Source organism: Streptomyces sp. NPDC090045 (assembly GCF_044747975.1).
Classification (GTDB): Bacteria; Actinomycetota; Actinomycetes; order Streptomycetales; family Streptomycetaceae; genus Streptomyces.
On the sequence record NZ_JBIVFA010000015.1, the window covers coordinates 116309 to 138623 of the forward strand.

The window sequence follows — 22315 nt, forward strand, 5'->3', positions numbered from 1 at the left end:
AAGGAACGATGGCGCCGCACCGTGGTGAACGGGTCGTGAACGGTCCGTTCAGTGCTCGGCGGTGTACCGGATCCGCGCCCACAGCGGGAGGACGAACCAGCACAGGAGGTACCAGGCCAGTACTCCGGCCACGAGCCAGGGCACGAGGGCGTCGTGGGTGGCCACCCTGAGGACCAGGAGCAGGGCCGAGGTGCAGGTGGCCAGCAGGAGGACGAGCCCGGTGAAGGTGAGGCGCGAGGCCCAGGCCACCGCCTCGCGCTTGATCCGCCGGCCCGAGACGATGCGGTGGAAGGCGACGGGTCCGATGAGCGCGCCTGTCGCCAGGGAGCCGAGCACGACGGTGACGATGTAGATGGTCTTGTCGGTCTGCGGAAGCTGGTGGAAGAGGGGGGTGAAAACGACCGTCAACAGGAAGCCGAAGAGGATCTGCACGCCCGTCTGGGCGACGCGGATCTCCTGGATCAGCTCCTGCCACTGCCGGTCCGCGCGTTCTTCCTCGCTCTCGCTTCTTCCGTCGGGGGCCTGCGACATGGCGTCTCCACGGGTCAATGGCCGAGTTGGCGCTTGAGGTCGGCCTTGTTCATGGAGGACCGGCCGTGCAGGTTGCGCCGCTTGGCCTCTCCGTAGAGCTGGTCGTACGTGGGCCCCTGCGCGCCGCTGTGGGAGCGCCGTCCGCCCCGTTCGGCGGAGGACATGTCCTGGAGCGACGTCTTGCTCGCCGTCTTGGACTCTCCGGCGCGGGCCCGTTCCTTGTTGACCGTTCTCGCGGCGATCTCCTCGGCACGCCCGGTGCTCTCGCCGCGCTTCTGCGCGCTCTCCTTGATGTGTTCGTACTGGCGTTCGCGCTTGGGGCTGAAACTGCGGGGCATGGTGACTCCTCGGTCGGAATCCGGTGTGCGGCGCCTACCCCCTCCGCGCCCGCTCACTCCCGGGTCCCGCCCGCACCCGTCAGGCGCAGGCCGGGCACAGACCCCGGTAGGTGACCTCCACGCCGGACACCGTGAAGCCGAAGCGTTCCTCCGCCGGGAGGCCGGCCAGCGGGCTTCCGGTCGGGTGGACGTCGCGGATCAGACCACAGCCGGAGCACACCAGGTGCTGGTGCGGGTGGTGCGCGTTGGGGTCGTAGCGCTTGGCCCGGCCGTCGGTGGTGACCTCCATGACCTCGCCGAGGGCGACCAGTTCGCCGAGGGCGTTGTAGACGGTGGCCCGGGAGATCTCGGGCAGCCGCTCGGCCGCGCGGGCGTGCACCTCGTCGGCCGTGAGGTGCACGTGGTCGCCGTCGAGGACCTCCGCGACCACGCGCCGCTGGGACGTCATCCGCCAGCCACGCCCGCGCAGCCGCTGCAGCAGGTCACTCATATCGGCTCACCTGTTTCAGGTTCGACGGGTACCCGCAGTCCATCGGCGGACGTCCGGGATCCGATCGGATATGGGCTTGGTGTGCTTCTTGACTTGGATTCCGTCCATCGTAGGATCGGTTTCGTAGATAGCCAAGAGACAGGAAGACTCCAGAGCGGCAGGTGACACCGTCCGGGACGGTGACCGCCTCGGCGTCGGGCCGACCGACGGGGCCGGGGCCGTGCACGGGGCCCTTGCCCGGCAGTTTCCTCGCATTCAGTTCCTGAACACCGTGATCCGCCTGGTACGGAAGGATTCCCATGTCCGAGAACCATGCCGAGAACCATGAGGCAATCGTCGTAGACGCCGCGTCGCAGGGCGGTGGCTGCCCGGTCGCACACGAGCGCGCCCCGCATCCGACCCAGGGCGGCGGAAACCGGCAGTGGTGGCCGGAACGGCTCAACCTCAAGATCCTCGCCAAGAACCCCGCCGTGGCCAATCCGCTGGGCGAGGAGTTCGACTACGCCGAGGCCTTCAAGACCCTCGATCTCCCGGCGGTGAAGCAGGACATCGCGCAGGTGCTGACCACCTCCCAGGACTGGTGGCCCGCCGACTTCGGCCACTACGGCCCCTTCATGATCCGGATGGCCTGGCACAGCGCCGGCACCTACCGGATCAGCGACGGCCGCGGTGGCGCCGGCGCCGGCCAGCAGCGCTTCGCACCGCTCAACAGCTGGCCGGACAACGGGAACCTCGACAAGGCCCGCCGGCTCCTGTGGCCGGTCAAGAAGAAGTACGGCCAGAGCCTGTCGTGGGCCGACCTGATGATCCTGACCGGCAACGTGGCCCTGGAGCAGATGGGCTTCGAGACCTTCGGCTTCGGCGGCGGCCGCGCGGACGTCTGGGAGCCCGACGAGGACGTCTACTGGGGTCCCGAGACGACCTGGCTCGACGACGAGCGCTACACCGGCGACCGCGAGCTGGAGAACCCGCTCGGCGCGGTCCAGATGGGCCTCATCTACGTCAACCCGGAGGGCCCGAACGGCACTCCGGACCCGCTGGCCGCCGCGCGCGACATACGGGAGACGTTCCGCCGGATGGCGATGAACGACGAGGAGACGGTCGCCCTCATCGCCGGCGGCCACACCTTCGGCAAGACCCACGGCGCGGGCCCGGCGGAGAGCGTCGGCGCCGACCCCGAGGCCGCCTCGATCGAGCAGCAGGGCCTCGGCTGGGCGAACTCCTATGGCACCGGCAAGGGCGCCGACGCGATCACCAGCGGTCTCGAGGGCATCTGGACCAACACCCCGATCACCTGGGACAACAGCTTCTTCGAGATCCTCTTCGGCTACGAATGGGAGCTGTTCAAGAGCCCCGCCGGCGCCCATCAGTGGCGGCCGAAGGAGGGGGCCGGCGCGGGCACCGTGCCGGACGCCCACGACGCGTCCAAGAGCCACGCTCCGACGATGCTGACGACCGACCTCTCGCTGCGGATCGACCCGGCCTACGAGCAGATCTCCCGGCGCTTCCTGGAGAACCCCGCCGAGTTCGCGGACGCCTTCGCCCGTGCGTGGTTCAAGCTGACCCACCGCGACATGGGCCCCGTCGCGCGCTACCTCGGCCCGGAGGTCCCCGCCGAGACGCTGCTGTGGCAGGACCCGCTCCCGCCGGTGACGCACGAGCTCGTCGGCGCCGGCGACATCGCCTCCCTCAAGGAGCAGGTCCTCGCCTCGGACCTGACGGTGTCCCAGCTCGTGTCCACGGCGTGGGCCTCGGCCTCGTCGTTCCGCGGCAGCGACAAGCGCGGCGGTGCCAACGGCGCGCGCATCCGGCTCCAGCCGCAGAGCGGGTGGGAGGTCAACGAGCCCGATCAGCTGGCGACGGTGCTGCGCACGCTGACGGGGATCCAGGAGTCCTTCAACGCCGCCCAGTCCGGCGGCAAGCGGATCTCGCTCGCCGACCTGATCGTGCTCGCCGGCGCGGCCGCCGTCGAACAGGCCGCCAAGGACGCCGGTTTCGACGTCACGGTGCCCTTCACGCCGGGCCGTGCGGACGCGGCGCAGGAGCAGACGGACGTGGAGTCGTTCGCCGCGCTGGAGCCGACCGCCGACGGGTTCCGCAACTACCTCGGGAAGGGCAACCGGCTGCCGGCCGAGTACCTGCTGCTCGACCGGGCGAACCTGCTGAACCTGAGCGCGCCCGAACTGACCGTCCTGGTCGGTGGCCTGCGCGTGCTCGGCGCGAACCACCAGCAGTCCTCGCACGGCGTCTTCACCACCTCCCCCGGGTCCCTGACCAACGACTTCTTCGTCAACCTGCTCGACCTGGGGACGACGTGGAAGGCGACGGCCGGGGACGAGAGCACCTTCGAGGGCCGTGACGCCGCCACGGGCGCCGTCAAGTGGACCGGCACCCGTGCCGACCTGGTCTTCGGGTCGAACTCGGAGCTGCGGGCGCTCGCGGAGGTCTACGCGAGCGACGACGCGAAGGGGAAGTTCGTGAAGGACTTCGTCGCCGCGTGGGACAAGGTGATGAACCTGGACCGGTTCGACCTCGTGTGATCCTGAGTCCGGGCCGGCCGTCCACCCCGGCCGGCCCGGACGCCTGGGAGGCAGAACTTTGGAAATGATCTTCCGGAAACTTCCGGACGACCGCCACGCACTCGAAGTCCGGGACCGGCGGGGCCCGGACGTCCGGCTGCCGGCCGGGCCGACCGGCCCGACCATGCCCCACGACCTCGTGCACGCGGCGGTCGAGAGCGCGCTCGGCATCACCGACGGGTTCTGGGGTGCCATGGCCGAGGGCGCCACCTTCGAAGGATTCGAACCGGTCGGGCCGACCCGCCACCGCCGGTCGGGACTGAAGGTCCTGCGGCGCAAGGGCGACGCGGTCATGCGGGCCGAGCTCTGCGTCAACTGGGCCTACCGCGTCTGGACCGGGCTGCCCACGGACGGGCGGGGGCTGGGCCGCAGCCCCCTCGACGACCGGCAGACCGCCCTGGCCACGGCCGCGCTCGACCGCGCGGCGCAACGCTGGTCCGAGGTCGAGGAGGGCGAAGCCCTCACCTGGCGCTGGTGACCGACGCCCCGCACCGCACGGACGCCCTCCGGCCCGCCCCGACGGTGACGCCTTCAGCCCTGCCGCCAACCGCCTCTGACGCTCCTTCAGCAACCGAGGAAGGACAGGCGGACCTGGCGCCGGGGGTTGTCCCGGTTGGTGTCCACCAGGGTGACGGACTGCCAGGTGCCCAGCGCGAGCGTTCCGTCGATCACCGGCAGCGTCGCGTGCGGCGGGACGATCGCGGGCAGGACGTGGTCCCGCCCGTGGCCGGGGGATCCGTGCCGGTGCCGCCAGCTCGCGTCGGCGGGCAGGAGGGACCGCAGGGCGCTCAGGAGGTCGTCGTCGCTGCCCGCCCCCGTCTCGATGACGGCGAGGCCGGCGGTCGCGTGGGGCGTGAACACGTTCAGCAGTCCGCACCGGCCCCGTGCCACCTCCCCGAGGAAGGCGGCGCAGGCGTCGGTCAGGTCGTGGACCGTCTCCCGGTCGCCGGTCGTCACGTCGATGGTGCGCGAAGCGAAGGTGTCGGGCATGGCCCCATCCTCACGCCGCGGCTCCCCGCAACCGTGCAGCCACGGCGGTGTCGGCCGGCCCGACGCGGGCAGGCGGCCGAATCGATGGAAGGGGGGCCGGTGGAGGGCGAGGTGTCGGTGGTCGAGGTGAAGGCCTTGACGGAGGAGCTCGTCGCGCTCGATGTCACGGCCGGGGCACGGTGGGCGGTGGGCGCGGCCCTGGAGGCGGTCCGTACGGTCGATGGCCGCGGGCCGGTGCGGGACGACGCGGGGCTGGACGACGCGGAGCGAGACGACGCGGGGCGGGCCGCGCGCGCCCGACTGCTCCAGGTCGCCGCGTGGATCGCCTTCGACGCGGAACGGCACGGCGTGTCGCGGCGGCTCCACCTACGGGCCCTGGAGCTGGCCCGGGGCGGCCGCGGGGCCGGACCGGCCACCGTGGAACCCCTGATCCTCGCGGTGCTGGCGATGCAGGAGGAGCATCTGGGGCGGCCCGGGAGCTCGCTGCGGATCGCCTCATCCGTGCTGGCCCGCGAGGACCTTCCCGGGCGCGTCGCGGCGATCTTCCAGGTGCGCGCGGGGCGGGCCCTGGCCCGGCTGGGGCGCGGGCCCGAGGCCGGGCGGGCCCTGCGCACGGCCGCCGAGCTGCTCGCCGATCCGCCGACGGACCGGGACCCGCCCTGGGCCTGGTGGTTCGACCGGCCCGAGCTCGAAGGCCACCAGGGGCTGGCGCGGGCCGCGCTGGGGGACCTGGACGCGGCGGCCGCCCTCCTCCACGGCGCCGCGCACGCCGGCGGTGATGGCCCGGCCTACCGCGTGCTGTTCGCCGCGGAGCTCGCCCGGGTCCTGGCCCGGGTGGGCGACTGGCGCGAGACCGGCACGGCCATGGCGACCCTGATCGACGCCGTGCCGGCCGTCGGGTCCGTGCGGGCCCTGCGGACGATGGGCCGGGCCGCCCGGCTCGTCGAAGGCGGCCGCCGCGTACCGCGCCGTACCCGCGAGACCGCCCGCCACCTCGCCCGGGCCCTGCGCGAAAGCGACCGGAACGCCCCTTAGGAATTGGGCAGTTGAGCCGCCACGATGACGTTGCCGTAGAGGTCGGCGAAGTGCAGGGAGCGGCCCGCGTCCCCCACCCGTTCGTTCCACACCCGCACGCCGTGGGCACGCAGGTGCGTGCCGGTCCCGCGTACGTCGTCCGTGTAGAGGACGAGCATCGGCTGGCCACCGCACTGACGGCCGATCAGGTCGCGCTCCCGGGCCGTGCCCGCGGGCATCAGCCAGAGGCCGGCCGCCGGAAGTCCTGTGGAGCCGGGCAGGCCGATGTGCAGGTAGCGGTAGCCGTCGGCCGTCCGGTCGTGCAGCACGACGAAGCCCAGGACGTCCCGGTAGAAGGCCAGGGCGGCTTCGGCGTCCGCGACGAGCAGCACCGTCCGGCCGAGGGCGGTGAAGGGTGGTTCGCGGTCGGGAGAGGGAGCCATCGGAGAGTCCTTCCGGTGTCAGTCGACGCCCAGCAGACGCCGTCGGTCGTCGGGGCGGGACGCGAACTCGGCCGCGTCCGCCCGGTGCACGATGCGGCCCTTCTGCATGACGGCCACCTGCTGGGCGGCGGACAGGGCCAGCCCCAGGTTCTGCTCGACGAGGACGACCGTCATGCCCTGCGCGCTCACCTCGCGGATCACCTCGCCCACCTGCGCGACGATCGCCGGGGCGAGCCCGTCGGACGGTTCGTCGAGGAGCAGCAGCCGTGGATTGCCCAGCAGGGCCCGGGCGATCGCGAGCATCTGCTGCTCTCCTCCGGAGAGCTGGTCGCCGCGGTGCCCCAGCCGCTCCCCCAGTCGCGGCAGCAGGTCGAGGATGCGCGCCCGGGTCCACGGCCCCCGCGCGCGGCGCCGCGGCGCCGCGATCGCTAGATGTTCCGCCACGGTCAGCGGTGCGAACACCCGGCGCCCCTGCGGGACGACGCCCACCCCGGCCCGGGCGATCACGTCGACGCGGGCTCCGCCGATCTCCCGGCCGTCGAGCGCGACGCTGCCCTCGTAGGGCCGGACGAATCCCATGACCGTGGAGATGAGGGTGGTCTTCCCGACCCCGTTGCGGCCGAGGACGGCGAGGGTCCCGCCCGCTTCGAGATCGAGGTCGACGCCGCCGAGCACGACGCCGCCGGCGTAGCCGGAGCGCAGGCCGCGCACGCTGAAGAACGGTTTCACGAGGAGACCTCCGTGGTGCCCAGGTAGGCGCTCTGGACCTCGGCGGAAGCCCGTACTTCGTCCGGGGAGCCGGTGGTGAGGTGGTTGCCGAGGTGCATGACGGTCACGGTGTCGGCGAGCTCGAAGACCATGTCGAGGTCGTGTTCGATGAGGAGGACGGTCACCTCTTCGGGCAGGGCGGCGATCAGTTTCGTCAGCCGCTCCGTCTCGGCCGGGGACATCCCGGCGGCCGGTTCGTCCAGGAGCAGCAGCCTCGGTTCGGTGGCGAGCGCCACGGCGACCTCCAGCTGTCGCCGTTCACCGTGCGAGAGCTCGGCCGCCGGCAGGTCGTGCCGGGTGGGCAGGCCGACGCGCTCCAGCAGCGTGCGCGCCTGCGCGGTCGCGGCGGCCCGGGCGCCGGCCCTCCGCCGGCCGGCGGGCCCCCTTCCGGCGCCGGCTCCGGCCCGGCGCAACGCCGCGAGCAGGACGTTCTCCAGCACGGTCTCCGGCAGGAAGAGGCTGGAGTGCTGGAAGGTCGCGGCGATGCCGAGCCCGACCCGTCGGTGCACGGGCAGCCGGGTCACGTCCCGCCCGTCGAGGAGCAGGGATCCGGCGGAGGCGGGCAGGGTTCCGGAGACGAGGCCGAACAGGGTGGACTTGCCTGCGCCGTTCGGGCCGATGACCGCGTGGCGCGCGCCGGGGCGCACGGTGAAGCTGACCTCGTCCACGGCGCGGAAGGACCCGAAGTGCTTCGAGACTCCGCGCAGTTCCAGGAGATCGGGTGCGGGATCGCTCACGCCGTCCTCTTCCGGGTCGGCCTCGACGGGAGCCGTACGCCGGCCAGTCCGCGGGGCAGTGTGTAGACGGCGACGACGAAGAGCAGCCCGAGCAGCAGCGGCCCTCGTCCGGCGACGGCCTCGAGGTTGCCGAGGTGGTCGCGGGTGGTCCAGATCAGCGCGGCCGCGGCGCAGGCCCCCCACATCGAGCCCGGGCCGCCGATGACGACGGCCAGCAGCGCCAGGGCGGCGATCTCGAATCCGGCGTCGCCGGGCGAGACGAACCGCTGTACGGAGACCCACAGCGACCCGGCGGCGCCGGCCAGCGCCGCGGCGCCGCAGTAGACGGTCAGGGCGTACCGCCGGGTGGGGTAGCCGATGGCCTTCATGCGGGCCTCGTTGTCGCGGATTCCGCGCAGGGCGAGGGCGAACGGGGTGGAGCCGAGGCGGCTGACGGCCGCGAAGAGCAGGAGGAACACGGCCAGTACGTAGAAGTAGACCAGGCCGTCGAGCTCCAGCGCGGGCAGACCGGGCAGCGGTACGACCGGCGGGATGCCGGACATGCCGTCGCTGCCGTTGGTCAGCGTCTTCCAGTTGACCGCGGCGCTGTACGCGATCTCGCCGATGGCCAGCGTCAGCATCAGGAACACCACGCCGCGGGCCCGGACGGCGAGCCACCCGGTCGGAACGGCCACGAGCGCGGACGCGCCCGCGGCGATCAGGAGTTGGAGTGCGCCGATGTCGGTGAGCCGGGTCGCGACGATCGCCGCCGTGTAGGCGCCGACGCCGAAGTACGCGGACTGGCCGAGGGTCGGCAGTCCGGTCAGGCCGGTGAGCAGGTTCACGCTCAGGGCGAGCAGGGCGAAGACGAGGACCCTGGAGAGGGTGCCGATGGCGTACGAGCCGAGGAGGAAGGGGGCCAGGGCGAGTCCGGCGACCACGGCGGTGACCAGCAGCCGCCGGGTCGCGGAGCCGGGCCTTGCCGAACGGGACGGTGCGGAGCGGCTCATGTGCGCACCGCCGGTGCGACGAGGCCGTGCGGGCGGACCACGAGCACCAGCAGCATGGTGCCGAAGAGGAGGAAGGGCGCGTACTCGGGGAGCAGGGCCACACCGAGCGTCTGGACCTGGCCGATGAGCAGGGCGCCGGCGAGGGCGCCGCGCACGGAGCCGAGGCCGCCGACGACCACGACGACGAGCGAGAGGACGAGCACGCTCTCGTCGACGCCCGGCCCCGGGCCCAGGATCGGTGCGCCGAGGACCCCGCCGACCGCGGCCAGGGCCGCGCCGGCGGCGAAGACTCCGTAGAGCACCTTGCGGATGTCGATCCCCTGGGCGCGGACCATGTCGCGGTCCGCGACGGTGGCCCGTACGAGGGCGCCGAGCGAGCTGCGTTCGAAGACGAGGTACACGAGGGTGGCGAGGCCGGCGGCGATGGCGATGAACACCAGCCGGTACACCGGATACGTGTGGCCGAGGAGGTCCACCGTCCCGCGCAGCGAGGCGGGCGGGTCGGTGGGGAGCACCTCGCCGCCGAAGGCGGCGGCGAGGAGGTCGGCGACGATGAATGTGATGCCGAGCGTGAGCACGGCCTGGTCCAGGTGCCCGCGCCGGGCCAGCGGCTGGGTGAGCGCCGTCAGCGCCGCTCCACCCAGGGCGCCCACCAGGGTTCCGGCCGCCAGGGCGAGCAGGAGGCCCGGCAGGGTCCCGTCGGAGAGTGCGTAGGCGGTGTAGGCGCCCGCGAGGTAGAGCGTGCCGTGCGCCAGGTTGAGGACGTCCATCATGCCGAACACCAGGGAGAGGCCCACGGCGATCGTGAACAGCAGCAGTCCGAAGGCGACTCCGTCGACGACGCTGACGAGGTTGCCGTCCAGCCATCCGCCCATCTCAGCCGCCCAGCCGGCCGAGGTCGCCGGCGACGGTGTTGGCTCCCTGCCGGACCTCCCGCAGGTACCAGGGCTGTACGGGCGTGCCGCCGCCGTTGAACCGCCAGGTGCCGCGCGGGCTGTCGATGTCCCCCACCGTGGCGATGGCGGCGTTGACCGTCTCCGGGGTGACGGAGGCGCCGGCCGCCCCGATCGCCTTGTCGAGGACCTGCGCCGCGTCCCAGGAGGCCATCGCGTAGGTGGTCGGGTCGGCGCCGTAGGCGGTGCGGTAGGCGGGTGCGAACTGCTTGTTGGCGGCGTTGTCCAGGTCGGCGCTGTAGTTGAGCGCGGTGAGGATGCCGGTGGCCGCCTCTCCCTGCCCCTTCAGTACGCCGCCCTCGGTGAGGAAGCCGGGCGCGTAGAGCGGGATCTTGCCGGCGAGTCCGAAGTCGCGGTACTGCTTGACGAAGTCGACGGCCGCGCCGCCGGCGTAGAAGCAGAAGACGGCCTTGGCGCCGGAGTTCTCGATCTGGGCGAGGTAGGGCTGGAAGTTCTTGGTGGCCGGGAACGGGGTGTAGACCTCCTCGCCCGCGATCTTGCCGCCCGCGGGGAGGAAGGTGGACTTGAAGCCCTCGATCTCGTCCTTGCCCGCCTGGTAGCCCGCGGCGATGAGGAAGACCGGGCCGCCGGCCTTCTCGGCGACGTGCCGGCCCAGGGCCTTGCCCGGCTCGTCGTTGACGTAGGAGGTGCGCCAGACGTACTTCGTCCCGGTCAGGGTCGTGGGTGAGGCGTTGGAGCCGACGAGCGGGACCTTGCTGGTCTCGAAGAGGTCCTTGACCCCGTTGATGGTGGCCGAGCTGACCACCCCGCTGACCGCCAGCACCCGGTCCTGCTTGACCAGCTTCTCGGCCGCCGCCTTGCCGGAGTCGGCGGTCTCCCCCTCGTCGGCGACCACGATCTGCACCTCTCGGCCGCCGAGCCTGCCGCCGTGCTGTGCGACGTAGAGCTCGAAGCCCTGCTTCATGTCGTCGCCGAGCGCCTTGTAGGTCCCGGACTGCGGGACCAGGAGTCCGATCTTCACGGGCCCGCTCTGCTTGCTGCCGTCGCCGTTGCCGAGGCTGGCGCCACCGCATGCCGTGGCCAGCAAGAGGCCGGTGACTGCGGTGATCAGACCTACGGGGCGAAACCGACCTGCCATGGGGACTCCGTACGTTGTGACCCGGCCCTGGCGGACCGGATGGTGCCGATGGGGTGCGGAATGGTGGTGCGGAACGGGTGCGGAGTGGGGGTGCCCGACGGGGTCCGGGAGAGGAGCGCGGGGTCGAGGTGACACGTGTCTATCGCGTATTGACGACGCTCGTCAATAGTTCACGAGATATGCGCGGCGAGCGCGCTCCGCCCCTTGACCCGGGTCGCTCGTATGCCGTAGCACTGACCCTCGTCAATTTCACGCTATGCCGTTACGGCAGCGGGGCCCCCGATCCGTCAGGGAGTGAAGCACCATGACCGACGATCCATCGCGGCGCAAAGTCCTCAAGAACAGCGGGGTGTTGGCCGGCGCCGCATTCCTCACCGGCCTTCCGGGCCTCCCGGGCGCTTCGCCGGCGCAGGCCGCACCCCGGGCGAACGAGCCCTCGCCCGTCGTGGACCTGCCTGCGGGCCGGCTGCGCGGAGTCATCGAGGGAGTGCTCGCCGTGTTCAAGGGCGTGCCCTACGCGGCGCCCCCGGTCGGCGCCCTCAGATGGCGGCCCGCCCAGCCGCACCCCGGATGGCAGGGGACGCGCGAGGTGACCGCCTTCGGCCCGAGCGCACCCCAGCCCTATCAGGAAGGGGCCGTCGGGCCGATCGGCAACCACGGCGCGCCCCCGTTCAGCGAGGACTGCCTCACGCTCAACGTCTGGACCCCCGCGGCCGATGCCGGCAAGCGCCCCGTGCTGGTCTGGATCCACGGCGGCGGCTTCATCTCGGGTTCCGGTTCACTGCCCAACTACTCCGGCGAGACCTTCGCACGCAACGGTGACATCGTCGCCGTGACCCTCAACTACCGCCTGGGCCCGCTGGGATACCTCTACTTCGGCGAGGACGGCGCAGGCGGGAACTTCTGGTTCACCGACCAGCTCGCCGCGCTGCGCTGGGTCCGGGACAACATCGCCCGGTTCGGCGGGGACCCGGACAACATCACGCTCGCGGGACAGTCCGGCGGCGCCTTCTCGGTGGCGGCGCTCGCCGGCGCCCGGCCCGCCGGCCGCCCGCTGTTCCGGCGGGCCATCCTGCAGAGCCCGCCGCTCGGGCTGCAGATCCCCACCCGCGCGGAGTCGCTGCAGCGCAGCGCCGCCTATCTCAAGATCGTCGGAGTGCCGGACGTGGCCGCGCTGCGGGCCGTGCCCTGGCGCCAACTGGTCGACGCCACCTTCGCGATGCTCGGCCACACCAAGCAGTGGGGGTACTGGTCGACGCCCTATCTGCCGGTGATCGACGAGGTGACGCTGGACCGCAACCCGGCCGACCTGCTGCTCAGCGGCCCCGGGGCGGACATCGACGTCCTCATCGGATGGACCCGGGAGGAGGCCAACCTCGCCTTCGCGCTCAACCCGGAATACGCCGGCGCGACGAAGGACCAGGTGCTCGCGAGGATGCGGAACACCTTCGGAGCGCGGGCGGGCGAGGCCTACACCGCGTACGAGGAGGCCCGGCCGGGCGCCCGCCCGCTCGACGTGCTCATGGACCTGATCGGCGACGACCTGTGCCGCATGCCGGCCGTCTCGCTGGCGGAACGGCGGGCGGCCCGCGGGCGGCCGGTCTGGGCGTACCAGTTCGACCTCCCGACGCCCGCCTACGACGGCCAACTGCGGTCGGCGCACTGCCTGGAGCTGCCGTTCGCGTTCAACAACTTCGACAAGTGGTCGCAGGCGCCGTTCCTGGCGGGGCTGGACCCCCGGGTCCGTGACGGCCTGGCCTCGAGCATGCACGCGTCCTGGATCTCCTTCATCCGCACCGGCGACCCCAACCCCGGCCCCATGCCGAACTGGGCGCGCTACGAACGCGGTTCCCGCACCACGATGCGGCTGGACTCGGTCACCTCGGCCGTCGACGACCTCGCCGGGTACTGGCGGCGCCTGCACCAGCCGACGGGGCGCTGAGCGGCACGAGCCCGGGCATGCGGCCCTCCCGGAGCAGGACCCGGCCGGGAGGCCGCACGCCCCGGTGGCGCCCGAAGACCGCCTGGCCTAGGGGGTGTCGGGTCCGGACCCGGACCCCGGCGGCTCCTCCGCCAGGCCCGTGACCTCCTGTACGTGGCGCAGGCCGGGCGCGGCGAGCACCTCGTTCAGCTGCTGGAAGATCTGCCGTGCGGCGACCGCGTTCCAGTCGGCGGGGAGCAGTTCGGCGGGCAGGCCCGGGTCGAGGTACGGCAGGCGGCGCCACTGGGTGAGCATCGGGACGTAGGCGCGGAAGGCCTCGGCGCCGTCGATGTCGCGCTGCCCGGTCAGCTGCGCCGCGAGGGGTCCGTAGGCCTCGGTGAAGCCCGCGTACTGCTCCTCGATCGCCGGGAAGTCCCACCAGGAGCTGACGGTCTCGGGCAGCCGGCTGAAGGCGGCGTAGTCGGCGGCGAACAGGTGCACGTAGTCGCTGAGCCCGCGGCGGACGAGCATGTCGCGGGCGTCGCCGAGGAGGCGGCCGGGCGCCAGCCACACGCCGGGGGCGATGTTGCCGAAGCCGAGCCAGGTCAGCCGGGTGCGCAGCTGGTAGCGGTAGGAGCGCTCGGACTCCGGGACGGAGAAGACGGCCATCGCCCAGCCGTCGCTCAGCTTCGCCGGTTCCAGGCTGCCGAAGATGCGCCGGTCGCCCTCGTCGAAGACGGGTTGGGCGGCCGGGCTGAGCCGGTACCCGGTGGCGCCGCGGCGCTCCGGTTCTAGGACGCCCTTCTTCTTGAGCCGGGAGATGGCCGAGCGCGCGGCCGGGCCGTCGACGTCCAGTTCGGACATCAGGGTGACCAGGTCGGCTACGGAGATCCAGCCTCCGAGGCGTCGCAGGAACGCCCCGTAGACCGTGTTGATCAACGAGCTGGGCCTGAGGGGACTGTCCGCCATGATCGCCTTCCGTCGTATGCGGTCGCGATCCTACCGAGCCGCGCGAACGCGGCGCCGTCCAGTCCCGCCGGGCCCGGGCGGGCCGGGCCCGGGCAGGTCCGGGTCAGAGGCGCGCGGCGCGTTCGAGGCGGCCCAGGTCCACGTACTTGAAGTCGGTGTCGGTGCGGGCCTCCCCGTCGGGACCGGTCGTCACGGGGGTGTTGGCGCCGTCCTGGACGACCAGCAGGCCGTTCGGGAACTTCTTGCCCAGGGGTGCACTGGTGACGGCGGCGCCGTCGCACTCCTGCGACCCGTCGGGCGCTCCGGGCCTGGTGCCCGCCGCGATGCGGAAGCTGCGGACGTACGCGTTGCCGCGCTCCCGCTCGAAGACGGCGAAGGTGTCGTCGCCCTGGCTGGAGGCGAGCAGGTAGCCGCCGTGCCCGGGGTGCTCCGGGTCGCGCCAGATGGTCAGTCCCTCCACGTCGGCGGAGATGTGCCGGCCGCCGAAGCCGGGGTCCGCGCCCGCGTCGCATTCCTCGGTGTCGGGGTTCCAGGTGCCGGGCACTCCGAAGGAACGGACCTTCTCGATCAGCCGGGCGGGCGAACGCAGGTCGGCGTCGAGCTTCCAGATGCCGACGTCCTCCTGTCCCGCGTAGAGGTCGCCGGTGTCGGGATCGATGACCATGCCCTCGACCTGCGGGAGTTCGCCCGGTTCGCCGCACGGGGTCCACGCCTTCCCGTCGGGCAGGGTGAAGGTGGAGGGCAGCGAGGTGGTGCGGACCGTGCGGTAGCCGACCTTCCCCTGGGCGTTGGGCACGAGTTCGGCGAGCGCGAGGGCGGTGGCGTGGCGCCGGCTGGTGACCGCGAAGGAACGGCCGCTGCGGCGGTCGGTGTACGCGGCCAGGCCGTAGACGGTCCGCTGGTCGTTGACCTCGTCCTGATCGGCGGAGAAGACCTGCGGGGCCGCCGACTCGTCGGTGACGTCGACCAGGGGGGCGGCGGGCCGGCGGGGGTCGATCCGGTAGACGCGCAGCTGGTCGCGGCCCCGGTCGGAGACGACGGCCACGTCGTGGCGGGCGCCGCCGGGGAAGCGGAGGCCGGTGATCAGGTCGACGTTGTTGAAGCGGCCGGGCGCGTCGCCGTCCCTCGGCGGCGGCGGCGGGGCCGGCAGGGACTGCACCTGGCGCCCGTCGAGGTCGTACACGCGCAGGCCGCCCTCCTTGGCGGTGGCGATGACCAGGCTGCGGTCCGGGTCCTTCGCGTTGCGCCAGATCGCGGGGTCGTCGGCGTTCGCGTTGCCGCCGGCCTCGTCGTCGAAGAGGGAGGGCGTCTCCAGGGAGGCCTGCACCTGCGGCAGCGACGACGGCGCGCCGTGGTCACCGCGGGCGTGCGCCGGCCCGGCGACCACTCCCAGGGCCACGAGGGTCGCCACTGCCACGACCGGCGTCCGCCTTCTCCTGATCACGCTCATCCTGCCTCCTGCTCATCGTATGGGGTGGGGGGCCTGGCCGCGGTTCGATCCCCTGGGGGTGGTCCCGGGCCGGCGCCCCCACCGTGGTCCACCCGCGGGTGGCCGCCATGGAGCGGACATGACGTGCACATGACCGAGCTGTGAAATCCCTCCAGCCGAGCGGCTTTCTTAGCGGAACGTTAGATCTGCGTGCCGGAGCTTGTCCGGGTACAACGGCCGACGCATGCTCGGGACACTTCCCCGCCACCGGGGCATTTCTCCCTCTCCCCTCGGGGACTTCCGTCAGGAGCCGCCATGTCCGCGTCCGCCGTCATGCCCGCTTCACCTCCCGGGGACGAGCGCAAGAAGCGCCGCCTCGCCCTGATCGGCGGATCACTCGGCAACCTGGTCGAGTGGTACGACTGGTTCGTCTACGCCAGCTTCGCGATCTACTTCGCCGACTCCTTCTTCCCCGGCGACAATCCGACCACGCAGCTGATGAACACGGCGGGCATCTTCGCCGTCGGCTTCCTGATGCGCCCCGTCGGCGGGTGGATCCTCGGCCGCGCCGCCGACCGGCACGGCCGCAAGAGCGCCCTCACCCTCACCGTCACCATGATGTCGGTGGCCGCCCTGCTGATCGCCGTGGCCCCGACCTACGGCCAGGCCGGCTACTTCGGCGCGCTGGTGCTGCTGCTCGCCCGCCTGCTCCAGGGGATGAGCATCGGCGGCGAGTACGCGGCCAGCGCCACCTACCTGACCGAGGCGTCGGCCCGCAACCGGCGCGGCCTCGGCTCCTCCTTCCAGTACGTGTCGATGACGTGCGGCCAGCTGCTCGGCCTGGGCATCCTGATCACGATGCAGCACACCCTCACCACCGCCCAGTTGGAGAGCTGGGGGTGGCGGATCCCCTTCGTCCTCGGGGCGTTGTTCGCGGTGGTCGTCTTCTGGCTGCGGCGCCGGCTCCAGGAGACCGACGCGTTCAAGGAGGAGTCGTCGGGCGAGGACGCCCACGACGACAGCACGCGCGGCACGCTGAAGGCCCTGTGGCTCTACCGGCGGCAGGCCGGCCTCGTCATGGCGCTCACCCTCGGCGGCACCGTGGCCTACTACACCTACACCACCTACCTCACCAAGTACCTGGTCGGCAGTGCGGGCATGCCGAAGACGACCGCCACCCTGGTCAGCTTCACGGCGCTGACCCTCTTCGCCGTGCTGCAGCCCTTCGCCGGGATGCTGTCCGACCGGATCGGCCGCCGTCCGCTGCTGATCACCTTCGCGGTGGGCTGCACCGTCGGCACGTACCCGATCATGACCGCCCTCGGGTCGGCGTCCTCGTACTGGTCCGCGCTGGGCCTGTCCCTGCTGGCCCTGGTCGTCATCACCGGCTACACGTCGATCAACGCGGCGGTGAAGGCGGAGCTGTTCCCGACCCGCGTGCGCGCCCTGGGCGTGGCGCTGCCGTACGCGATCGCCAACGCGCTCTTCGGCGGCACGGCGGAGTACGTGGCGCTGTGGTTCAAGAACAGCGGCCACGAGAAGATGTTCTTCTGGTACGTCTCCGGGTGCGCCCTGGTCTCCCTCGTGACGTACGTCCTGATGCCGGACACCCGCAACACCGCGCTCAGCCGCGCCGAGGCGGAGGCCGACTCCGGTGCCCGTGCGGGTGCCGGTGCCGATGGAGCCCTGGGGCGTCCGGCCTCGGCTCCCGTAAGCTGAGCCGACCCGGTCACAGGTCGCGAGGGAACTGTCTATGCACGCGCTTCTCGTCGAGGACGACGACCGGATGGCCCGGGCCCTCGGCACCGCTCTCGCCCAGCGCGGGCACACGGTGCGCCGGGTGGGCCGGGCCCTGGACGCCCTGCGGCACGTGCACGAGGCCGAGTTCGTACTGCTGGACCTTGGCCTTCCCGACCTCGACGGGCTCGAACTGCTGCGGCGGCTGCGGACCGTCTGCGACGCGCCCCTGATCGTGGTCACCGCGCGCTGCGAGGAGCGCGACATCGTGCAGGGGCTGCGGGCGGGCGCCGACGACTACGTCGTCAAGCCGTTCCGGATGGCCGAGCTGATGGCCCGTATCGACACGGTGCGCCGGCGGACGGACAGCCACTCCGGCCGGGCGGGCGGCCACCCCGCCGACACCACCGGCGCCGGTGGCGGGCCGGTCCGCACCGGGGACGTCGAGGTGGACCTGGCGGGCCGTACCGTCACCGTGGCGGGCGCCGAAGTACGGCTGACCCGGCGCGAGTTCGACGTCCTCGCCTTCCTCGCCGCCCGCCCGGACGAGGTGCATTCCCGCGAGGCGATCCTGGACCGGATCTGGGGGGACGCCTTCCTCGCCGCCTCCCGCTCCCTGGACGTGCACGTGGCCGGGATCCGCGCCAAGACCGGCCGCTCCCACCTGGTGCGCACGGTCCGCGGCTTCGGCTACCAGCTCGGCTCCCCCACCGCACCCACGGACGGGGACGGGGACGGCGCGCGATGAGGCGCAGGCTCCTCGCCGTGCTGATGGTGCTGATGGGGGCCGCGGCCCTGCTGCTCTGCGTCCCCCTGGCCGACGCCTACGCGCGCGGCCGCACCGAGCACCTGCTGCTGCAACGGCGTTCGGAGGCCGTGCGGTTCGCCGATCTCGCCGACCGGATGCGCACCGCCGCCGACCGGGCGGAGCTCTCGGCCGAGATCGTCCGCTACGCCGAGCTGTACGGAGCCGGGGTGGTGGTCGACACGGCGGGAGAGACCATCGCGCGGGCCGGATCGGGACCCGCGTCGCAGGCGGCCACGGACCCGGCCGCCGATGCCGGAACGGACACGGGCGACGCCGCCACCGGTACGGGCACCGGCACCGGCACCGGCACCGGCGCCACCCCGAAAGCCCCTTCCGCGGCGGCGGAGGCGCGTCGCCGCGCCCTCACCGGCCGCTCCACCGACCGGCTGCCCACCCTGCGTCCCTGGGGTCCGAGGACCGTCGTGCTCGCCGAACCGGTGGGCCGGGACGAGCGGGTCAGCGGGGCGGTCCTGCTGGCCGTCCCCACCGACGCCGCCCGCCGGGACGTGGCGGTCCGCTGGTCGCTCATCGCCGCCGGAGCGGTCGCCGCATTCGCGGCGGCGGCCCTGGTCGCGGCGGGGATCGCGCGCTGGCTGATGCGCCCGCTCCTCGATCTGGACCGGGCGGTGGAACGGTTGACGGCCGGCAGCCTCCAGGCGCGGGCCGTCTCCGACACCGGGCCGCCAGAACTGCGGCATCTGCGGCTGCACTTCAACACCATGGCGGAGGCCATGGCCGACTCCATCGGCCGCCAGCGCGACTTCGTCGCCGACGCCTCCCACCAGCTGCGCAACCCGCTGGCCACCCTGGTGCTGCAGCTGGAGAACGTGGAGCCGCACATCGCTCCCGGTCCCGGCCTCACCGAGCACACCCGCGCCCTGGACGAGGCGGAGCGCCTGGAAGAGCTCCTCGACGGCCTGCTGTCCCTGGCACGGGTGGAGTCCGGCACGGCGGAGCCGAGCGATCAGGACGTGGCACAGGCGGTACGGGACCGGGTGACGGCCTGGACCCCGGTCTTCCGCGCCGCGGGGCTGCGCCTGACGGCCGCCGGCCTGCCGGAGGAGCTGCGGGCACGGGCCCTGCCCGACGCGGCGGGCCGGATCCTGGACGCGCTCCTCGACAACGCCGTCAAGTTCGTGCCGCGTGACGGCCGGGTCGAGGTGTTCGCCGCGCGCGCGGCCGACGGGAGCGCGGTGGTCCGCATCACCGACGACGGCCCGGGCGCGCCGGAGGACCAACTGGCTCTGCTGCTCAGGCGTTTCGCGCGCTCCCCCGAGCACCAGAACGTGCGCGGCAGCGGCCTGGGACTGGCCATCGCGGACGAACTCGCCCGCGGCAGCGGCGGCGGACTGGACCTCCGCGGCAACGTGCCGCACGGCCTGATCGTCCAACTCCGCCTCCCGCCCCCGTGACGGCCCGGCCTAGCCGTACACCGACCGGTAGTAGGCGACCGCCCCCGGGTGGAGCGGCACCTCCCCGGTCGAGATGGCGAACCGTGGCTCCAGCCGCGCCCCCGCCGTGACCTCGCGAAGCAGGTCGCGCCATTGTTCGAACACGACGTGGAGCAGATCGCGCGCGGCACCCTCCCCCACGTCCGCGCGGGCGAGGAGGTAGTTGCCGACCCCGATGGTCGCGACCGGCTCCGCGAGCCCGTACACCCCGGCCGGCAGGGTGACCGCCGAGTAGGCGGGGGCGTACCGCTCCCGCAGCGCGCCCACGTAACCGTCGAGGGGCAGGAAGCGCAGCGGCAGCTCGCGCGCCAGTGCCGACAATGCCGGTGTGGGCACGCCCCCGGACCAGAACAGCGCGTCGACCGCGCCCTCGCGCAGCGCCCCGACCGAGGCGGCCAGGCCCAGTCGCCGTGCGCGGGCCGGCGCGGGGCCCTCGCTCAGCCCGGCCGCGCGCAGGACCCGTTCCGCCACCACCTGCACGCCCGAGCCCTCCGCGCCGGCCGCGACCGGACGCCCTGCGAGGTCCTGGACCGTGCGCACCGGCCCGTCCGCCGGGACGAGGAGGTGCGTGTAGTTCACGTACACCCGGGCCAGTGCCGTCACCGCGGCCGGCCGGGAGAAGGACTCGCGCCCGAGTACCGCGTCCTCGGCCACGTCCGCCATGGCCAGTGCCAGTTCCACGGAGCCCTCGTCCAGCCGGCTCAGGTTGTCCACGCTCGCCGCGGTGCCGACGGGCACGATCTCGAGCGGCCGGCCGCTCGCGGCGACGGCCTGGGCGAGGGCCTTCCCGAAGGCATTGTACGGTCCGCCTTCCGGCCCCGTCGCGAGCCGCAGCCGGCGTACCGGTCCGGCCTCGCCCGCGCATCCGGCCAGCGCGCCGACGAGGGCGCCGAGCCCGCCCGCCATCACCCGTCGGCGGCTGGGCTCTGCACTGGTCACCGGCCAAGAGTAGGCCCTGTCCGGGTACCGCCGTGGTGGCGAAGGGCTGCTTCGCGGCCCGGCATGGCAGAGTCCTCTCATGGTCATTTCGATACGCGAGCCGCGCCGTTGCTCCGCCGCGGCCGCTCTCCTCCTGGGCGCCGTCCTGTCCCTGACCGCCTGCGGCGAGCGCCGCGGCACGGACGCGGCGCCCGCCGCCCCGGACGCGCTCCCGACCGCGAGCCCGGCTGCGACCCTCGGTGCGAGCCCCACGGCCGCCGGCGCCTCCCCCTACGTGGAGCCCGGGGCCGGCGACGGCGCCCCGCACTACGGGGACAACAACGCCCACCGCCGCTCCGGCGAGATGTCCCCCGCCAGTGCGAAGGACGCCCGGAGGGAGGCCGACCGGATCGAGCCGGTGCTCAAGCGGCTCTGGGAGGAGGGGAAGTGGGACCCCGAGAGCGTGCGGTCGGCCTTGCGGCCGCTCGGATACGAGGAGGAGAAGACCGGGCCGAAGGGAGAGCGGCTCGGCGGGACGCTCGGCGTGCGGGAGATGGAGCCGCGCTTCCAGACCGACCACTACGTCACGCCCGAGGGCACCCGCGTCGGGCTGCGGGTCCACGACGACGCCTGTGTGACGGCGTTCGTGCAGAAGACCAACTACCAGGTGAAGACGAACGGCCCCTACATGGAGAGCGGCTGCTTCGAACCGCCCTTCGCCCACTGACGGCCCGCGGCCCCCGTGCGCTACCACCACGTCGACGTCTTCACCGGCCACCCCTACAGCGGCAACAGCCTCGCGGTGTTCCCCGAGGCGGATGCACTGACCGGCGGACAGATGCAGGCCGTCACCCGCGAACTGCGCCACTTCGAGTCCGTCTTCCTGCTGCGCGACGGCTCGCCCGCGCACCCGCAGCGGGCCCGGGCCCGTGTCTTCGACCTCACCGGGGAACTGGACTTCGCCGGTCACCCGCTCATCGGCGCCGCCGCCGTGCTGCACGCCCTCCACGGCGCCGCCGACCACGAAACCTGGACCCTGCGGCTGCCGGCCAGGACCGTGGAGGTCACCACCGAGCGCCGCGGTCCGGGCCGGTACGCGAGCCTCCTCGACCAGGGCGCCGCCGCCTTCCTCGGCCGCCCCGACCCGCACGGCCTCGCCGCCCTGTTCGCGCTCGCACCGGAGGACCTGGACCCCGGTCTGCCGCCGGAGGTCGTGTCCACGGGCCTGCGCTACCTGGTGCTCCCCGTCCGCGGCGACGCGCTGGCCCGCGCCCGCGTCACCGCACCCCTCGACGGGCCCCTGGCGCGCATCGGCGCCCGGTTCGCCTACCTCCTGGACGCCGCGGCCCTGGAGGGGCGGCACTGGACCAACGACGGGGTCCTCGAAGACGTGGCCACCGGCAGCGGGGCCGGCTGCGTCGCCGCCTACCTGCGCCGCCACGGCCGCATCGGCGCCGACGAGCCGGCCGTTCTGCGCCAGGGCCGGTTCACCGGCCGCCCCAGTGAGATGACCGTCATGGCCGGCGGTCACGGCGAGGACGTCCGCTCCGTGCGCGTCGGGGGCGGCGTCGCCTTCGTCGCGGAGGGCCGACTGCGCGAACTGCCGCCGCAGTGAGCTCCCGTACGGCGTACGGCCCCTTCCCCACCGCGTCCCCCCATGATCATCCGCCTGGCGGGAAGAGTACGTCGGCGTGGGCCATTCAGGGCGACCGCCGTGTGTCGGCCCTCCCTGGCGGGGCGGGGCTCCTACCTTCCGGAGGTGTACGTTCCGAATCTGCGAAAGGCATCGCCGTGAAGCGAACCGTCCGTACCACCTCCCGCGCCCTGGCCGTCCTCGCCGCCGGCACCATGCTCGGCCTGTTCGCCGCCGCCGCGCCCGCGGCCGCCGACTCGGGCCCGACGTACGTGTTCGTCGTCGGCAGCACCATCGTCCAGTCGGCCCAGGACGACATCTTCAACGCCGGCCGCGACAACACGGTCGGCTCCCACAACGGGGAGACCGCGGCCACGTCCGTCTCGGCCTTCGAGACCATGCCGCTCATCGACTGGACCGAAACCTTCTGACCGACGGGGCGACGCGTCCACGAAGCCCGAGGACAGGGGCCGATCGCCGTCCGGGCGGCCCCGTCCCCGGCCACATCGGCACCCTGT

23 protein-coding genes are annotated in these 22315 nt (G+C 73.0%); 10 read left to right on the forward strand and 13 right to left on the reverse strand.

Annotation, left to right across the window (positions count from 1 at the left end; translation table 11 throughout):
• Window positions 1-48 precede the first annotated feature (48 nt).
• The 3 genes from ACIPYQ_RS32365 to ACIPYQ_RS32375 all read right to left on the reverse strand — a co-directional run bounded on the left by ACIPYQ_RS32365 (window position 49) and on the right by ACIPYQ_RS32375 (window position 1359).
• Complete coding sequence (locus ACIPYQ_RS32365; protein ID WP_401257631.1) at window positions 49-531, reverse strand: DUF6328 family protein; 483 nt, start codon at window positions 529-531, stop codon at window positions 49-51.
• A 14-nt stretch (window positions 532-545) separates the two neighbouring features.
• Window positions 546-869, reverse strand: coding sequence for a plasmid stabilization protein (locus ACIPYQ_RS32370; protein ID WP_401257633.1), 324 nt, complete (start codon window positions 867-869; stop codon window positions 546-548).
• 79 nt (window positions 870-948) lie between these two features.
• The gene (locus ACIPYQ_RS32375) at window positions 949-1359 is read right to left on the reverse strand and encodes a Fur family transcriptional regulator (protein WP_401257635.1); all 411 of its coding nucleotides are present in this window, start codon (window positions 1357-1359) and stop codon (window positions 949-951) included.
• 299 nt (window positions 1360-1658) lie between these two features.
• Here ACIPYQ_RS32375 and katG point away from each other — a divergent pair, with 299 nt between their 5' ends.
• Both katG and ACIPYQ_RS32385 read left to right on the forward strand, forming a co-directional pair.
• A complete protein-coding gene (katG, locus tag ACIPYQ_RS32380) occupies window positions 1659-3899 on the forward strand; it encodes a catalase/peroxidase HPI (protein WP_401257637.1) in 2241 nt (746 codons plus the stop codon).
• Window positions 3900-3963: 64 nt separating this feature from the next.
• Complete coding sequence (locus ACIPYQ_RS32385; RefSeq protein ID WP_401257639.1) at window positions 3964-4416, forward strand: hypothetical protein; 453 nt, start codon at window positions 3964-3966, stop codon at window positions 4414-4416.
• Window positions 4417-4502: 86 nt separating this feature from the next.
• Here ACIPYQ_RS32385 and ACIPYQ_RS32390 read toward each other — a convergent pair whose 3' ends face one another.
• Entirely contained in the window at window positions 4503-4928 is a 426-nt protein-coding gene (locus ACIPYQ_RS32390) for a secondary thiamine-phosphate synthase enzyme YjbQ (protein WP_361755861.1), read from the reverse strand.
• Between the two features lie 99 nt (window positions 4929-5027).
• Between ACIPYQ_RS32390 and ACIPYQ_RS32395 the strand changes: the two genes are divergently transcribed.
• Window positions 5028-5963: a hypothetical protein gene (locus ACIPYQ_RS32395; RefSeq protein WP_401257641.1), complete on the forward strand. Its 936-nt coding sequence runs from the start codon at window positions 5028-5030 to the stop codon at window positions 5961-5963.
• Here the strand turns inward: ACIPYQ_RS32395 and ACIPYQ_RS32400 are convergent.
• From ACIPYQ_RS32400 to ACIPYQ_RS32425, 6 genes are read right to left on the reverse strand one after another with little or no spacing between them, the layout of a single operon-like run.
• Entirely contained in the window at window positions 5960-6385 is a 426-nt protein-coding gene (locus ACIPYQ_RS32400) for a VOC family protein (RefSeq protein ID WP_401257643.1), read from the reverse strand. The genes ACIPYQ_RS32395 and ACIPYQ_RS32400 overlap by 4 nt on opposite strands.
• A gap of 18 nt (window positions 6386-6403) precedes the next feature.
• Window positions 6404-7114 carry an ABC transporter ATP-binding protein gene (locus ACIPYQ_RS32405; protein WP_361755870.1) on the reverse strand — a complete coding sequence of 237 codons (711 nt, stop codon included), beginning with the start codon at window positions 7112-7114 and terminating at the stop codon, window positions 6404-6406.
• A complete protein-coding gene (locus ACIPYQ_RS32410; protein ID WP_401257646.1) occupies window positions 7111-7890 on the reverse strand; it encodes an ABC transporter ATP-binding protein in 780 nt (259 codons plus the stop codon). Before ACIPYQ_RS32410 ends, ACIPYQ_RS32405 begins: the two co-directional genes overlap by 4 nt.
• Window positions 7887-8879: a branched-chain amino acid ABC transporter permease gene (locus ACIPYQ_RS32415; protein WP_401257648.1), complete on the reverse strand. Its 993-nt coding sequence runs from the start codon at window positions 8877-8879 to the stop codon at window positions 7887-7889. Before ACIPYQ_RS32415 ends, ACIPYQ_RS32410 begins: the two co-directional genes overlap by 4 nt.
• Window positions 8876-9754, reverse strand: coding sequence for a branched-chain amino acid ABC transporter permease (locus ACIPYQ_RS32420; RefSeq protein WP_401257650.1), 879 nt, complete (start codon window positions 9752-9754; stop codon window positions 8876-8878). Before ACIPYQ_RS32420 ends, ACIPYQ_RS32415 begins: the two co-directional genes overlap by 4 nt.
• A 1-nt stretch (window position 9755) precedes the next feature.
• Window positions 9756-10931: an ABC transporter substrate-binding protein gene (locus ACIPYQ_RS32425; RefSeq protein WP_401257652.1), complete on the reverse strand. Its 1176-nt coding sequence runs from the start codon at window positions 10929-10931 to the stop codon at window positions 9756-9758.
• Window positions 10932-11235: 304 nt separating this feature from the next.
• On the opposite strand from ACIPYQ_RS32425, the gene ACIPYQ_RS32430 reads away from it, so the two are divergent.
• Window positions 11236-12873, forward strand: a complete 1638-nt coding sequence (locus ACIPYQ_RS32430; RefSeq protein ID WP_401257654.1) for a carboxylesterase/lipase family protein — start codon at window positions 11236-11238, stop codon at window positions 12871-12873.
• A gap of 87 nt (window positions 12874-12960) precedes the next feature.
• Here ACIPYQ_RS32430 and ACIPYQ_RS32435 read toward each other — a convergent pair whose 3' ends face one another.
• Window positions 12961-13821 (reverse strand): PaaX family transcriptional regulator C-terminal domain-containing protein, encoded by an 861-nt coding sequence (locus ACIPYQ_RS32435; RefSeq protein WP_401257656.1) that lies wholly within the window; start codon window positions 13819-13821, stop codon window positions 12961-12963.
• 103 nt (window positions 13822-13924) lie between these two features.
• Window positions 13925-15271: a phytase gene (locus tag ACIPYQ_RS32440; protein WP_401257658.1), complete on the reverse strand. Its 1347-nt coding sequence runs from the start codon at window positions 15269-15271 to the stop codon at window positions 13925-13927.
• Between the two features lie 312 nt (window positions 15272-15583).
• Here ACIPYQ_RS32440 and ACIPYQ_RS32445 point away from each other — a divergent pair, with 312 nt between their 5' ends.
• The 3 genes from ACIPYQ_RS32445 to ACIPYQ_RS32455 are packed head-to-tail and all read left to right on the forward strand — an operon-like array spanning window position 15584 to window position 19207.
• Window positions 15584-16969 carry an MFS transporter gene (locus tag ACIPYQ_RS32445; RefSeq protein WP_401257768.1) on the forward strand — a complete coding sequence of 462 codons (1386 nt, stop codon included), beginning with the start codon at window positions 15584-15586 and terminating at the stop codon, window positions 16967-16969.
• 34 nt (window positions 16970-17003) lie between these two features.
• A complete protein-coding gene (locus tag ACIPYQ_RS32450) occupies window positions 17004-17735 on the forward strand; it encodes a response regulator transcription factor (protein ID WP_401257660.1) in 732 nt (243 codons plus the stop codon).
• Window positions 17732-19207, forward strand: coding sequence for an ATP-binding protein (locus ACIPYQ_RS32455; RefSeq protein WP_401257662.1), 1476 nt, complete (start codon window positions 17732-17734; stop codon window positions 19205-19207). The genes ACIPYQ_RS32450 and ACIPYQ_RS32455 overlap by 4 nt, the downstream gene beginning before the upstream one ends.
• Window positions 19208-19216: 9 nt before the next feature.
• On the opposite strand, the gene ACIPYQ_RS32460 is transcribed toward ACIPYQ_RS32455, so the two are convergent.
• Complete coding sequence (locus ACIPYQ_RS32460) at window positions 19217-20185, reverse strand: TAXI family TRAP transporter solute-binding subunit (protein WP_401257664.1); 969 nt, start codon at window positions 20183-20185, stop codon at window positions 19217-19219.
• 79 nt (window positions 20186-20264) lie between these two features.
• On the opposite strand from ACIPYQ_RS32460, the gene ACIPYQ_RS32465 reads away from it, so the two are divergent.
• The 3 genes from ACIPYQ_RS32465 to ACIPYQ_RS32475 all read left to right on the forward strand — a co-directional run bounded on the left by ACIPYQ_RS32465 (window position 20265) and on the right by ACIPYQ_RS32475 (window position 22228).
• Window positions 20265-20891 carry a hypothetical protein gene (locus ACIPYQ_RS32465; RefSeq protein ID WP_401257666.1) on the forward strand — a complete coding sequence of 209 codons (627 nt, stop codon included), beginning with the start codon at window positions 20265-20267 and terminating at the stop codon, window positions 20889-20891.
• A 15-nt stretch (window positions 20892-20906) separates the two neighbouring features.
• Window positions 20907-21779, forward strand: a complete 873-nt coding sequence (locus tag ACIPYQ_RS32470; RefSeq protein ID WP_401257668.1) for a PhzF family phenazine biosynthesis protein — start codon at window positions 20907-20909, stop codon at window positions 21777-21779.
• Between the two features lie 176 nt (window positions 21780-21955).
• Complete coding sequence (locus tag ACIPYQ_RS32475; protein WP_401257669.1) at window positions 21956-22228, forward strand: hypothetical protein; 273 nt, start codon at window positions 21956-21958, stop codon at window positions 22226-22228.
• The last annotated feature ends 87 nt before the right edge of the window (window positions 22229-22315 follow it).

Bases quoted from the DNA above. Each gene is read 5' to 3' on its own strand.
- ACIPYQ_RS32385 (WP_401257639.1), top strand. From the start codon at position 3,964: ATGATCTTCCGGAAACTTCCGGACGACCGCCACGCACTCGAAGTCCGG.
- ACIPYQ_RS32415 (WP_401257648.1), bottom strand. From the start codon at position 8,879: ATGAGCCGCTCCGCACCGTCCCGTTCGGCAAGGCCCGGCTCCGCGACC.
- ACIPYQ_RS32375 (WP_401257635.1), bottom strand. From the start codon at position 1,359: ATGAGTGACCTGCTGCAGCGGCTGCGCGGGCGTGGCTGGCGGATGACG.
- ACIPYQ_RS32420 (WP_401257650.1), bottom strand. From the start codon at position 9,754: ATGGGCGGATGGCTGGACGGCAACCTCGTCAGCGTCGTCGACGGAGTC.
- ACIPYQ_RS32445 (WP_401257768.1), top strand. From the start codon at position 15,584: ATGCCCGCTTCACCTCCCGGGGACGAGCGCAAGAAGCGCCGCCTCGCC.
- ACIPYQ_RS32450 (WP_401257660.1), top strand. From the start codon at position 17,004: ATGCACGCGCTTCTCGTCGAGGACGACGACCGGATGGCCCGGGCCCTC.
- katG (WP_401257637.1), top strand. From the start codon at position 1,659: ATGTCCGAGAACCATGCCGAGAACCATGAGGCAATCGTCGTAGACGCC.
- ACIPYQ_RS32425 (WP_401257652.1), bottom strand. From the start codon at position 10,931: ATGGCAGGTCGGTTTCGCCCCGTAGGTCTGATCACCGCAGTCACCGGC.
- ACIPYQ_RS32430 (WP_401257654.1), top strand. From the start codon at position 11,236: ATGACCGACGATCCATCGCGGCGCAAAGTCCTCAAGAACAGCGGGGTG.
- ACIPYQ_RS32390 (WP_361755861.1), bottom strand. From the start codon at position 4,928: ATGCCCGACACCTTCGCTTCGCGCACCATCGACGTGACGACCGGCGAC.
- ACIPYQ_RS32455 (WP_401257662.1), top strand. From the start codon at position 17,732: ATGAGGCGCAGGCTCCTCGCCGTGCTGATGGTGCTGATGGGGGCCGCG.
- ACIPYQ_RS32400 (WP_401257643.1), bottom strand. From the start codon at position 6,385: ATGGCTCCCTCTCCCGACCGCGAACCACCCTTCACCGCCCTCGGCCGG.
- ACIPYQ_RS32465 (WP_401257666.1), top strand. From the start codon at position 20,265: ATGGTCATTTCGATACGCGAGCCGCGCCGTTGCTCCGCCGCGGCCGCT.
- ACIPYQ_RS32435 (WP_401257656.1), bottom strand. From the start codon at position 13,821: ATGGCGGACAGTCCCCTCAGGCCCAGCTCGTTGATCAACACGGTCTAC.
- ACIPYQ_RS32440 (WP_401257658.1), bottom strand. From the start codon at position 15,271: ATGAGCGTGATCAGGAGAAGGCGGACGCCGGTCGTGGCAGTGGCGACC.
- ACIPYQ_RS32365 (WP_401257631.1), bottom strand. From the start codon at position 531: ATGTCGCAGGCCCCCGACGGAAGAAGCGAGAGCGAGGAAGAACGCGCG.
- ACIPYQ_RS32370 (WP_401257633.1), bottom strand. From the start codon at position 869: ATGCCCCGCAGTTTCAGCCCCAAGCGCGAACGCCAGTACGAACACATC.